Origin of the sequence: Ottowia thiooxydans DSM 14619 (assembly GCF_000422885.1) — a bacterium.
Lineage (GTDB): Bacteria > Pseudomonadota > Gammaproteobacteria > Burkholderiales > Burkholderiaceae_C > Ottowia > Ottowia thiooxydans.
The window spans coordinates 211923-224331 of the sequence record NZ_AUGX01000010.1; the positions used below are offsets into that span (position 1 = coordinate 211923).

Genomic DNA, 12409 nt, shown 5'->3' on the forward strand with positions numbered 1-12409 from the left:
CACGCAGTCTAGAAATGGCGCCCCCCATCCGTCCAATTCAATATTTGTGTGTGCTTGATATCTTTTGCAGCGCTGCGCACTCATTTGCCAGTGTGATGCCAATAGCGCGCCGCTTTTTCCCTTTCGCAACGAAGCGCCTCAGGGTGAACACTCGTCCAGTGCATGGCACCACAGGTAGGTGAATCGACCACGCGTATGCCGCGTTCCTCATAGCGCGCCAGCACGGGAGGTGCCGGGTGTCCAAAACGGTTTTTGTAGCCAGACTGAACCAATCCCAGCTTGGGCTGCACTGCATCCAGGAAAAGCGCCGAAGAAGAGGTTTTGCTGCCGTGGTGCGGCACCAAAAGCAAATCCGCCTGCAGGTTTTCCTCGCGCGCCACAAGAGCGGCTTCGGCCTTGGCCTCAATGTCTCCCGCCAGTAGCGCCACTGCGCCGCCTGAACCTGCAGCGCTTATGCGGAGCACACAGCTCATGTTGTTCGATCTCTCCGATGAGTGGTAGCTTTCCGCTAACGGGTGCAAGATTTCAAACTGCACGCCATCCCATTCCCAGCGCTGCCCGGCCTGGCAACGCATGGAAACCCGGGTGCGTTGCAAGGGGTGCTCGTCTTCTATCGACGAAAGCAGGGCTGCACTCGGATGCATGGCCATGACCGACATCGCACCACCGATGTGATCTGCATCCCGGTGGCTAAGCAGCAAAATATCCACCCGCTCTCCTAGCGCCCTCAGCAATGGCACCAGCACCCTATCGCCTGCGTCGCTCTCCAGTGAGAACCGTGGGCCCGTGTCGTACACCAGGGTGTGTTTTTCCGTGCGCACCAGCAGGGCATTGCCCTGCCCCACATCGGCAGCCAGCAACTCGAACGCGCCGTGCACAGGGCGCGGCGCTTGCCAAAGTAGCAATGGCAGCACCAACGGAAGCCCGACGAGTCGCAATCCCCACGGCCAGCGCATGACCAATAAAACCCCACCAACCACAGCTGCCGCACCTACCCACACAGGTACTGACACCATAGAGACACTCGCAAATGGCCAGGAAGCGAACCACCGGAGCAACCACGCCATGGGTTCCAGAGACCAGGCCGCCGCAGACCAAAATGGCGCCCAGAAAACACCTGCGAGTGCTAACGGGGTGACCACCATAGTCACCCACGGAATGGCAAGCAGGTTGGCGGGTAGACCCACCACCGAAGCCTGCCCAAATATCAGCAAGCTGAGCGGCGTGAGCGCTAGCGTGACCACGCCCTGCTCTCTCAGCATCTTCATGCCTGCGTTGCGGGCCTTTGCAAGAGGGGCTTCGTTGCCAGATACCGGGTCACCCACAGGGTTGGCCGCGAACAACACCCCAACGGCTACAAAACTGAGCCAAAATCCGGCCTGCAACAAGGCCCAAGGATCAAACGCCAACACAGTAGCGCAGGCCACCAGCCAGGTTAACCACCAGGGCCAACTCACTCCCAGCAATCTAAGGCAGCCGAAGGTGCTGAGCATGAGGATGGTGCGTTGGGCAGGTACGCCCCAGCCAGAGAACAACGCATACAACGCAGCCAGCGCCACGCCACCAATCAGGGCGGCTGTGGGTGCAGGTACCCAGAGGCACCACCGCCATCCCCACAAAGCAGTACGCCGCCAGAGGCGCCCAATGAGGCCGGAAGCCAGCCAGGCAAACATCGTTATATGCAGCCCGGAAATGCTCATCAGATGCGCCACGCCTGTGGCTCGGAACACATCCCAGTCAGCCCGCTCGATCACGTTCTGATCGCCTGTGACCAGCGCGGCGATGATGCCGGCAAAGCGCCTTGAATCCGCCGCTTGAGCAGCGTCACCCTCAGCCCCAGCCGCCACGCGCGCGAGAATTCGCCCTCGAACGGATTGGCGAGCGCGCTCAATCCAATGGCCAGTACCGGCCTGCAAGCGGCGTGGTGCCACGTCCTTGCGTCCGGCTCGTACATAGCCCGTGGCCCGAACGCCTTGCTCCCACAACCACAATTCGTAATCAAACCCATGCGGATTCAAGCTGCCGTGTGGCGCCTTCAACCTCACGGTGAATTGCCAGCGCTCGCCGGCCCACAGCTCCGTCGCGAAAGCTTGGGGTTTGTCCGTTTCGCCGTCGGTGCTGACCGAACCGTACCAAGCCAGCTGCAGCATGCCTGGCACTTGGACAGGGTCGCCGCGAAGGGTTGCCGATTCGACCTCAAAGCGAAAGCGCTGGCCGGCTTTGTTCTTTTGCGGCATGGCGTCCACAATGCCTGTCAGAACAAGATCAGGCCCTTCCAGCGTGGGATTGAGCATTTCGGAGTGCATGGCGCTGGCGCGCAAACCTATGGTGCCAAAGGCGCCAGCCGCGCTGGCGAGCAGCAAAATGAGGCCACCCAGCTGGCGCTGACGCAATGACGTCATCAGCACAGCTGCTCCACCACTCAATGCGCCTATGAGGCATCCCAAATAACCCACCCTCGGCCAGAGCGCAGCCTGTTGAATCTGAAGTGCTGTACCTGCAATCCACCCAAGAAGCAGCGCCAGCAGTAAGCGAGCGGCCATACGGGCGTAAGAATTTCTGACATCGGGCGGACGCATGAAGGGTTTGTGCGGGGCGAAAATGGAACTTGCTGCGTGCTACCGATGCACGTACGGGAGCAGCCGTTTTCATGACCTGTTTTAAAGTGGAGTCGGCATCACGACAGCTATCGCTCGCGAAACGTTAATGCAAAATGATTAACTCTAAAGTTCTCATTATGACCTTAGCGAAACCCCGTACAGTCAGATGGAGCTACCCTGCGTCCCACGAACTATTTTCGAGTGCACCATGCTGAGCCTCCGCCCCAACTGCGAATGCTGTGACAAAGATCTTCCGCCCCACGCTACGGAGGCAAGGATCTGTTCGTTCGAATGCACTTTTTGCGCCTCATGTGCGGAGGGTGTGCTTCACGGCCTATGCCCGAACTGCGGCGGAGAGCTCGTTGCGCGTCCTCGCCGGCCTGAAGCGAAACTGGAAAAATACCCCGCGTCCACAGAGCGTGTTCTTAAACCCCATGCTTGCTCGAACCCAGCGCCCTAGCGCATCACGCGGCCAACTCGCCGCGATGGCCGTGTTCACCGCAGCCCTTGCCCTGCTTTCCTCCTGCGATAACTCCAAGGGCGCCGCTATGGAGAACGCGCAGGCCAAAGTCGAGCGAAAAGCCGCTGAACGCATGGCGGGAGCGCGTTGCGTTGGAGCTAAGGCATCACCAGCAGCCAAACTCGCTATTGCGCGCATGCTGGCTGTAGACACCATATCGCCGGGAGGCAATCTACCTGCTTGGCTTCCCACCTCATTCGCAGCTGCCGCCGAAGGGGTGAGCGCAAGTGATGCCTGGAACGCCCTTGCGGCTGAGTGCCCCAATGCGCCCACATTTGGAACACCATTTGGTTTTCCTTCTGCCGAGATTGAAGCAGAACTCCGAAAGGAGCCAGAGTTTGCTGCCCTATCAGATCAACAATGGAACCAAATCAAGCAATTTGAGAGTGCCGCTCAGAACTCTGGCCGTTGAAACTCGCGCTATCTTGGCGCTGTTTGTGACCATAAAACCTGCAGATGCGCCGGGTCTGCCGTCAGCGACTTGCTCGGGCCAGAAACAATGAGCCTATTCACACTAAACTTCCCCTTCCCGCCTATTCCTGACGACCTCCCTCTCGCTACAAACTTCTAATGGATTCTTTCCTCTTGGCCTTCGTAGCCGGCATGGCCGTCTACATGCTTATTTCCTCGGAACAGCGCAAACGCATTGCACTGCTGGGTACCCACCTGAGCCAGTTCAATATCGAACGCTTGATGGAAACCTTGGCGGATGGCTATCTGCGTGCCCTGGGTGAAAACGATCTGGCTCGGCGCGATCAGATCTGGGGGCTGCTCGCGAGCTCTGAGGAGCAGCTCAGCGAGCAATTCGAAAGGTTCGCCAAAAGCTTTTCCAAAGTGGATGAAACCCAGACCCGCATCAGCAAGTTGGCACTAACGCTGCCATTGGTCACACGTTTTCTGCCCTCGTTCTGCTTTGACGCCCGTAAGGCATTTGCCATTCATGCGCAAGGTTTTACCCGGGTAGCCCGAAATGAAAAGGGTTTGTCTCCGAGGGACAAAGCTTTCACCATGATGGCTGAGCTATTGCTGATGCAGCATACCTGCCACTGGTTTTGCAAATCGCGCGCAGTGGCCTCCGCGCGCCTGCTGGCTCGCCATCAGACCGCCTATGAGCAAGTATTGACATCCGTGTCACCTGAAACGCGCCAAGCCTACCTGGAGTTAACCGGCCGGCAGTAGCCACATGTAGAGCGTGTCTACGAGTACCTTCTAAAGACCATCTCACACGATGAGTGCTTGAGATGCGAGAATGGCTCGTGAAAATTCCAGCGACAAACGAGTTTTGAATAGCGAATCGCCTTCGCCTCTCCTCGGCACGCCGGCATTGCCAGCCGGCGCCCACTTTCCCACGGCCAATACGGGCCACTATGACGAGCTCCACGCGAGCACGGCACCTCAGAATGCGTCCTTGCCCTGGGGTTCCAAGGCTCCACTGGCGCCTGCCTGGGCACAGTTTTTTCATCATCTCGGTGATGATGGGTGGAATACGCTCAACCGCCGCGCATCGCTCCTGGAGCGGCAGTTGCGCGACAACGGCGTCACCTATAACGTCTCCGCAGATGAGACCAATATGCAGCGGCCCTGGCCGTTGGATCTGTTTCCGCTGCTAATTTCGTCTCAAGACTGGCGCCAGATTGAGGCCGGCGTGCTTCAGCGAGTTCGCCTGCTCGACGCCGTCATGGCCGATGTCTATGGCGAACGCCGCTTGCTCAAAGATGGCTTGTTGCCTGCAGCACTGGTGCAGGGCCACCCTGAGTACTTGCGCTCCATGCATGGCGCCCCCCCTGTGGGCGGCGTGCACCTGCACATTGCCGCGTTCGATCTCGCACGCGGGCCCAACGGCCACTGGTGGGTAGTTTCCCAGCGAACGCAGGCACCTTCGGGGCTAGGTTATCTGCTGGAGAACCGCCTGGCTGTGAGCAGCCAGTTTCCGCGTGCCTTCCAAGCGATGAATGTGCGGCGCCTGGCCGCCACTTACCGCTCGTTGATCGAAAATCTGAAGCGCTTGGCACCGGCCGGAGCCGACTCTCACATCGCCATGCTGACGCCTGGCCCGCACAACGAAACCTATTTCGAGCAGTCGTATCTGGCACGCTATCTCGGCGTCACCCTGGCCACGGGGGGCGATTTAACGGTTCGAAATGAACGCTTGTATCTGAAGACCCTTCGGGGGCTGCAGCCGGTGCACTGCCTGATCAAGCGCGTAGATGATGCATTCATAGACCCCCTGGAAATGCGGCCCGACTCGCGCCTGGGCGTTCCCGGGCTCTTGCAAGCCGTGCGAGCCGGAAACGTGCTGGTGGCCAATGCCCCTGGTGCGGGATTTCTCGAATCCAGTGCCCTTCTAGGTTTCCTGCCCTCGCTGGCCCGCCATCTGCTGGGCGAGTCATTGAAGTTGCCGTCGCTTCATACCTGGTGGTGCGGTGAACCCGCAGCGATGAAGGAAGTGTTGCCCATCCTGGATCGCTGCGTGATCAAGGCAACCTACCCCTGGTCTCTGTCGCGTAGCAATTTCCAGGCAGGCGTGGGCCCCCTCATGAGCCCGGAGGTCCTGCGCTCCTGGGCAGAAAATATCCGGCGCGCGCCCGACGAACATACGGTTCAGGCTTATCTTCCTCCATCGCAAATGCCCACTTGGCTTGCAGACCAGCAAGCGCCAGCCATCGTTCCGCAGTCAGCCATTTTGCGGGTGTTCGCCATCAGCGACGGCATACGCTCATGGCAGGTGCTGCCTGGAGGAATGACGCGCCTTGTCAGTGCCAGCGCCGGCTTGGCCAGCATGGCCATGGGCGGAAGCAGCGCAGACACCTGGGTACTGAACGACGAGCCCTTGCACGAAGACATGGAGGTGGATTACACCTCGCTCGTGGCCATCACACCCTCGGCCACGTCCCTGGTGCGGCGTGAACGCCTGATCACCAGCCGCGCGGCCGAAAACCTTTTCTGGCTCGGCCGCTACACCGAGCGCGCAGAAAACTCTACCCGGTTGGCTCGCATCATTTTGCAGAGCCTGGACGGCGACGAACAACCTTCCTACCCCTTGCTGATGTGGCTCGGCCAGTTGGCAGCGTCAGCAGGGCTTGTTCCCGAAGACACGCCCTCGCCTCTTGACGATCGGTATGCCTTCGAACACGCTTTGATCCGCTCGCTTGGCGACACCGAAATCGCCAGCGTAGGCTACACACTGAGTAGCCTGCGTCAGGCCGGAGCGGCGCTGCGCGAGCGGCTTTCGCCCGAACACTGGAGCCTTATCAAGGAAGCAGAAGAGAGCTTCCTGGGCGACTGCGGTGAATTGGGCGGCAGCGCGCCATCCAGCTCCGATGCGCTGCGCGCCCTGGCCCGTTCAAGCAAGGCTTTGGCCGGCATCACTGGCGCGCAAAACGACAGTATGTGGCGAGATGACGGCTGGCGTTTGCTGTTCGTGGGACGGCACATCGAGAGGCTGACCCACTTGGCCGGGGCACTCTCGCTAGGGTTCTACACCAATGCGGTGCACGATGCGGCAGGGTATGGCGTAGTGCTCGATTTATTCGACTCCACCATTTCTTTCCACGCACGTTACCAGCGCAGTCGCGCCATTGCGGCCTTGATCGAGCATGTGGTGATGAACCATCAGAACCCACGCTCCCTAGGCTGGGTAACACAGGGGCTCAATGCACTGCTGAAAGATCTTCACCAGCATGAGCAGGTCAATCTGGAAGACCTCTCACTGCGGCTTCGCCCGCTCACCTCGGAAGAACTGCCCAGGTTATGCGAGGCCAATGACATCGGCGATTTCACCCACTTGCAGGAATACCTGACCCACTGCATAGACACCGGCAGCGGCCTCTCCCGGGAAATCAGCCTGAGACACTTCACCCACACGGGTGAGGCCGGACGGAGCGTAGGCGCATGAGACTACGCATCACGCACGACACTTGTTTCAGCTATTCGCCCCCTGTCGGGATGGCGCTGCATATGGCGCACCTCAAGCCACCGCATACACGCTGCCAGGAACGCCTGGATTATCAGCTGCAGGTCACGCCAGACCCCGTGGTGTTGAATGAGCGCCTTGATATCTATCGCAACGTCCGTTCTTTTTTCGAGATCGACAAACCGCACGACTCCTTGCTCGTGCGGTCCACGAGTCTGGTCCACACGAACGCACCGGAGATAGTGGTCAGCCCAATGACGTGGGAAGCCGTGCGGGATGCTTTCATCTACCACGCAGACATCCAATGGCATCCAGCGGCCGAGTTCGTCTACCCATCCATTTACGTTCATCCCGGCCCGGCCTTCGCCGACTACGCCCGTCCGTCATTTCAGGCCGGCGTGCCATTGATGAGCGCGGCAATGGACCTGATGCACCGCATCCATACTGAGTTCACCTACGCCTCAGACAGCACTGAAATCAACACTCCGGCCGCGGAAGCCCTCGCGAACCGGCGTGGCGTGTGCCAGGATTTTTCACAAGTCATGTTGGCTTGCCTGCGTTCTATGGGGGTGCCGGCTCGCTACGTCAGCGGGTATCTGCTCACTCAGCCGCCGCCCGGAATGCCCCGCCTGGTGGGCAGTGACGCTTCGCACGCCTGGGTATCGGTATTCCTGCCAGATGTGGCGGCAAAAAACGGCGGCCATGGCTGGTATGACCTCTGCCCTACCAATCACCGTCATGGTTGGGGCACTCCCGGGGAAGATTACATCCGACTTGCTGTAGGGCGCGACTATGCAGACATTTCGCCCATGCGAGGCGTCATCCAGGGCGCGGGCGACCATCGACTGAGCGTGGGCGTTACAGTGGAGCCCTTCGAGGCCTTATCACTGGCCGACGCCCCCGCGCTTGCCCCTCCGCTTGCGCCTACTCTTTGACTGAAACTTCCAAGCATTCACCTATGAGCATCGAACAGAAACTCCAGCAACTCGGCATCACCCTTCCCCCGGTCGCCGTTCCTGCGGCCGCTTACGTGCCTTTCGTGCAGACCGGCAAGCTCGTTTTTCTCTCCGGTCATATTGCCCGCAAGGATGGCAAACCTTGGGTCGGCCAACTCGGCAAGAACCTGAGTACAGAAGAAGGCAAAGCGGCAGCCAGGGCGATCGCCATCGATCTGCTCGGCACCTTGCACGCGGCGGTGGGAGATCTGAACAAGGTCAAACAGATCGTTAAAGTGATGAGTCTGGTGAATTCCACCCCAGACTACACAGAACAGCATCTGGTCACCAATGGCTGCTCTGATTTGATTGGCGAAGTATTTGGCGAAGCCGGCAAGCACGCCCGTAGCGCCTTCGGTGTGGCACAGATTCCGCTGGGAGCCTGCGTAGAAATCGAGTTGATTGCCGAAGTCGAGTGAGAATCCGGCACGGCGTTTAATGTCGGGTAAAAAGACGTGCTTCGGGACGAGCACGTCTCTTCAAAGGACATCCCAACGCCCTGAAGGCGGAACATCAAAGTCCCCAGCCAACGGCAGCTGAATGCCGCTACGGCTGATCGCCGGAGCGAGGTGTCGGCGTCTCGTCTACGCGCAAGCCTTTGACTGAAGGCGCCCCTGCCGCCAACAAGCCGCCTACCAGCCAGAACAGGCCGCCCACACCCAGGACCGCGCCAAGCGAGCCGAAAAGCATCGGCATCAGGAAGCTCGAGAAGTTGAGCGTCATGATCCGCAGAGCCATGGCTTCGCCTTGCCGATTGGGTGGCGTGATCTGGTGCAGCACGCTCATGATCATTGGTTGCACCGCACCCAGCGCAACGCCCAGCACCGCAGAACACACGGCCATCGTCAGCGCTCCTGGGGTAAGTGGGTAAGCGACCAATGCGCAGGCGGCCACCACCGTGGAAACCATGACGACGCGCCATTCCGGAACTCGCTCGCTCAACATGGGCAGCACCACGCGCACGGCTGCGGCTGCCGCGGCAAACACGCCCAACAAGATACCAATCGTAGACGCTGACATACCTCGTTCGTGCCCAAGAATCGGCACCACGAAGGTGTGTACATCCCAAGCCGCCGACTGCATCCAGTTCACCAGGAGCAGCAAACGAAGCTGCGGCACGCTTAAGAGATCCCATACCGAGCGGTTTGCAGGAGCTTCTTCGGCGGGCTCAGGTGGCACCTCGTGCGCCCCCCGAAGCAACCAGAGGGTAATCATGGGCATCAGTGCCAGAACGGCGAAGGCGGCACGGAAGCCCCATTCATGCGCGGGCTCGGGACCGGCATGGTCAATCACAATTCCTGCTATCAACGGACCCAGGAAATTTCCCAGGGCTGGTGCAATAGCCATCCAGCTGAACACCGCTTTCAGCTCGCTTGTGTTCTTTGCTGCTCGCCCCACATGACGTTGCATGGAGATTTGCGTAGTAGCCGCGGCAGCACCTGTCAGCAGCGCTGAAACACAGAGCACCGGGAAAATGGGCCATACAGCCGCAATGCCCGCGCCCAAAGTGGCCCCGCCGATCGCCAGGTGCATAGGTAAACGCAGGCCATGCTTGTCAGCCAACCTGCCAGCAGCCAACGCCAGTAATACGGGCGAGAGGGCAAAGAGCGCCAACATCACGCCAACCTGCGCAGCGCTGTAACCAATTTGCAGCGCAAGCAAGGGAGCCGCCAGCCTAGTGCCGGTCATCACACCATGCACGCACACCTGCGCCCCCACCATGCGCATCAGTTCACGTCCGGTCATGGCGCTTCTCTCTGTACGTCGGGCTCAGCCGGCAAGAGGCCTTGGGCTTCATGATCGGGCAAGGCCTCTACCTGACGCAACGCGCGGTTCATGACATTGCTACGGGTTTGGGCTTTATCCAAAGTATTCAGCACGGTTTGAGTCTGCTCCTTCACGCGTGAGAGAACGTCGCCAAACTTTCCAAACTCGGTTTTGACGGCCCCGAGAACCTGCCACACCTCACTGCTGCGTTGCTCCAATGCCAGCGTTCTAAAACCCATCTGCAAGGAGTTGAGCATGGCCAACAAGGTGGTGGGGCCGGCGAGTGTGATGCGGTGCTCCCGCTGCAGCGCCTCCATCAAGCCAGGGCGTCGCAGCACCTCGGCGTACAAACCTTCGGTAGGTAAAAACAGGATCGCAAAATCAGTGGTGTACGGCGGCTGAACGTACTTTTCCGTCATGGAGCGTGCTTCAAGGCGGATACGCGCCTCCAGCGCTCTGCCTGCGGATTCGGCTGCTGATGCATCCGCACGTTGCTGGGCATCTAGCAGGCGTTCGTAGTCTTCGTTCGGAAATTTGGCGTCGATCGGTAGCCAGACAGGCACGCCGTCTTGCCCACGCCCTGGCAGCCGAATCGCGAAATCAACCGGGTTTTTGGTGCCTGGCCGAGTGATCTGCTGTGCTGCGTATTGCTCCGGAGCAAACACCTGCTCCAAAAGACTCGCCAGTTGAGCCTCTCCGAAGATCCCCCGCGCCTTGACGTTGGTGAGCAAGTGCTTCAAATCACCGACACCCTGTGCCAATGTGTTCATCTCACCCAGGCCTTTATGCACCTGTTCAAGTCTTTCAGCTACTTGCCTGAAACTCTCTCCCAACCGGGTTTCCAGCGTGGCCTGGAGTTTCTCGTCTACCGTGCGGCGCATTTCCTCAAGCTTGGCGGCATTGCCCTCTTGCATGCTCTTCAACTGGGTTTCAAGCGTGGCGCGCACTTCGCCCAGCCGGCGTGCATTGCCCTCGCCCACGGCTTGAAGCTGAGTGGACAAGGTGTCGGCCAAGGTTTTCTGCAACAGGGCCAGTTGCTGGCCGAAGGCATCTATCTGTGTGTTCTGGGTGCGCGTGGCCTCCGCGCTCTGCTGAGTCAACGCCCGTTGGAACGTCCCGAGAATCTGCATGAATTCCTGCCGTCCGTCTCTTGAGGACGCGGCCACTTCATGGCGAATCTCGCGCTCCAGGCGTTCCGAAGATTGGCTGACTGACTGCAGGACCTCTTGGCGTGAGGCTACATCTTCAGGCCGCTGCGGTTTGCGCAGCAGCACAGCAATGAGCAGAAAGCTATTAAGCAACAGCCCAGCGATGAGAATCCAAAATACAAGGGGGATATCAGACAGCATTCGGGCAGAGGCAGCGGAGCGCAGAGAAAAACGATTGTTCTAGGACCATCTTGCTTTCAACAATACAAATCCGCTCGCGCTGAGTTTGGCTTTTCCTGAGGCTCTATGAGGTCGGACAAGGATTAATCCGTTGCAACGCTTCGACAGGCTCAGCGCAAACGGCGTTTTTCGCCTAGGCGCAATTCGGTATTGGAACGTGATCGCCATCATAGATCGACACACGTTCCGGTGCTTAGCTAGGGATGTTTCCCACCTGAGCATCAAGGTGCAGAGGCAGTCTTCGACGCCATGGCCTCAAGGTTGAGTGGCGTCAGCGGCTTGCCGTGAATCAGAAAGCCAATCAGATTGTCAGCCGCGAGATTCGCCATAGCCAAACGGGTGGCGTTCGAGGCGCTGGCAATATGCGGGGTCAGCACCACATTGGGAACAGTCAGCAAATCCGGGTGCACGCTTGGCTCGCCCTCAAACACATCCAGCCCTGCTGCTGCAATACGCTTTTCCCGCAAGGCCGCGGCCAGGGCCGCGTCATCCACGATGCCACCGCGCGCGACATTGACCAACGTGGCCGTCGGCTTCATCATCGCCAGCTCAGCTGCCCCAATGGTATGACGTGATTCAGGCGTGTACGGAACCACCAGCACCACGTGATCGGCAGAGCGCAGGAGTTCTTCCTTACCCACGTAACGGGCTTTGCACTCAGCTTCAGTGGCGGCATCAAGCTGGGATCGGTTGTGATAGATCACCTGCATACCGAAGCCATGCGCACCACGCCGAGCAATGCCTTGCCCAATGCGCCCCATTCCAATGATGCCCAGCGTGGAGCCATGTATATCAGTGCCCGCGAAGAGATCGTAGCGCCAGCGATCCCATTGGCCGGCCCGCAACCAATGTTCGCTCTCGCTGACTCGCCGGGCCGCTGCCATGAGCAATGCGAAACCGAAGTCAGCCGTCGTTTCATTTAGAACACCGGGCGCATTGGTACCTAACACTCCGGCCGCGGTCATGGCGGCGATGTCGAAGTTGTTGTACCCAACGGCCATGTTGGCGCAGATCTTGAGGTGAGGACAGGCAGAAAGCAAAGCCGCGTCAATGCGATCGCTGCCGGTGGTGAATACGCCCTGCTTATCTGCCAAATGCTTGGCAAACTCTTCCTGAGACCAAGGCGCATCCTCCTGATTGGACTCAACCTCAAAATGCACCGCCAGCTTGTCAATCACCTCTGGGAACATCGCCCGTGCAATCAAAATACGTTGCTTGCTCATGCC

General features: G+C 59.3%; 10 protein-coding genes. 6 read left to right on the top strand and 4 right to left on the bottom strand.

Annotation, left to right across the window (positions count from 1 at the left end; translation table 11 throughout):
• Positions 1 to 80: 80 nt before the first annotated feature.
• Positions 81 to 2579 (bottom strand): DNA internalization-related competence protein ComEC/Rec2, encoded by a 2499-nt coding sequence (locus G518_RS0108665; protein ID WP_245597929.1) that lies wholly within the window; start codon positions 2577 to 2579, stop codon positions 81 to 83.
• Positions 2580 to 2808: 229 nt separating this feature from the next.
• Between G518_RS0108665 and G518_RS39220 the strand changes: the two genes are divergently transcribed.
• From G518_RS39220 to G518_RS0108690, 6 genes are all read left to right on the top strand, one after another.
• Entirely contained in the window at positions 2809 to 3060 is a 252-nt protein-coding gene (locus G518_RS39220; protein ID WP_084651595.1) for a DUF1272 domain-containing protein, read from the top strand.
• Positions 3035 to 3532 carry a hypothetical protein gene (locus G518_RS0108670; protein WP_084651597.1) on the top strand — a complete coding sequence of 166 codons (498 nt, stop codon included), beginning with the start codon at positions 3035 to 3037 and terminating at the stop codon, positions 3530 to 3532. The genes G518_RS39220 and G518_RS0108670 overlap by 26 nt, the downstream gene beginning before the upstream one ends.
• Before the next feature lie 158 nt (positions 3533 to 3690).
• Positions 3691 to 4299, top strand: a complete 609-nt coding sequence (locus G518_RS0108675; RefSeq protein ID WP_028602200.1) for a hypothetical protein — start codon at positions 3691 to 3693, stop codon at positions 4297 to 4299.
• A 70-nt stretch (positions 4300 to 4369) separates the two neighbouring features.
• Positions 4370 to 7015, top strand: coding sequence for a circularly permuted type 2 ATP-grasp protein (locus G518_RS0108680; protein ID WP_028602201.1), 2646 nt, complete (start codon positions 4370 to 4372; stop codon positions 7013 to 7015).
• Positions 7012 to 7968 carry a transglutaminase family protein gene (locus G518_RS0108685; protein WP_028602202.1) on the top strand — a complete coding sequence of 319 codons (957 nt, stop codon included), beginning with the start codon at positions 7012 to 7014 and terminating at the stop codon, positions 7966 to 7968. The genes G518_RS0108680 and G518_RS0108685 overlap by 4 nt, the downstream gene beginning before the upstream one ends.
• A 23-nt stretch (positions 7969 to 7991) precedes the next feature.
• Complete coding sequence (locus tag G518_RS0108690; protein WP_028602203.1) at positions 7992 to 8447, top strand: RidA family protein; 456 nt, start codon at positions 7992 to 7994, stop codon at positions 8445 to 8447.
• Positions 8448 to 8574: 127 nt separating this feature from the next.
• Here G518_RS0108690 and G518_RS0108695 read toward each other — a convergent pair whose 3' ends face one another.
• The 3 genes from G518_RS0108695 to G518_RS0108705 form a co-directional block, all read right to left on the bottom strand.
• Entirely contained in the window at positions 8575 to 9774 is a 1200-nt protein-coding gene (locus G518_RS0108695) for an MFS transporter (protein WP_028602204.1), read from the bottom strand.
• Positions 9771 to 11144 carry a DNA recombination protein RmuC gene (locus G518_RS0108700; protein ID WP_028602205.1) on the bottom strand — a complete coding sequence of 458 codons (1374 nt, stop codon included), beginning with the start codon at positions 11142 to 11144 and terminating at the stop codon, positions 9771 to 9773. The genes G518_RS0108695 and G518_RS0108700 overlap by 4 nt, the downstream gene beginning before the upstream one ends.
• Before the next feature lie 260 nt (positions 11145 to 11404).
• A complete protein-coding gene (locus G518_RS0108705) occupies positions 11405 to 12406 on the bottom strand; it encodes a 2-hydroxyacid dehydrogenase (protein ID WP_028602206.1) in 1002 nt (333 codons plus the stop codon).
• Between the last annotated feature and the right edge of the window lie 3 nt (positions 12407 to 12409).

Coding starts and splice junctions, on each gene's coding strand:
- G518_RS0108665 (WP_245597929.1), bottom strand. CDS start 2,579: ATGCGTCCGCCCGATGTCAGAAATTCTTACGCCCGTATGGCCGCTCGC.
- G518_RS39220 (WP_084651595.1), top strand. CDS start 2,809: ATGCTGAGCCTCCGCCCCAACTGCGAATGCTGTGACAAAGATCTTCCG.
- G518_RS0108670 (WP_084651597.1), top strand. CDS start 3,035: ATGCTTGCTCGAACCCAGCGCCCTAGCGCATCACGCGGCCAACTCGCC.
- G518_RS0108675 (WP_028602200.1), top strand. CDS start 3,691: ATGGATTCTTTCCTCTTGGCCTTCGTAGCCGGCATGGCCGTCTACATG.
- G518_RS0108680 (WP_028602201.1), top strand. CDS start 4,370: ATGGCTCGTGAAAATTCCAGCGACAAACGAGTTTTGAATAGCGAATCG.
- G518_RS0108685 (WP_028602202.1), top strand. CDS start 7,012: ATGAGACTACGCATCACGCACGACACTTGTTTCAGCTATTCGCCCCCT.
- G518_RS0108690 (WP_028602203.1), top strand. CDS start 7,992: ATGAGCATCGAACAGAAACTCCAGCAACTCGGCATCACCCTTCCCCCG.
- G518_RS0108695 (WP_028602204.1), bottom strand. CDS start 9,774: ATGACCGGACGTGAACTGATGCGCATGGTGGGGGCGCAGGTGTGCGTG.
- G518_RS0108700 (WP_028602205.1), bottom strand. CDS start 11,144: ATGCTGTCTGATATCCCCCTTGTATTTTGGATTCTCATCGCTGGGCTG.
- G518_RS0108705 (WP_028602206.1), bottom strand. CDS start 12,406: ATGAGCAAGCAACGTATTTTGATTGCACGGGCGATGTTCCCAGAGGTG.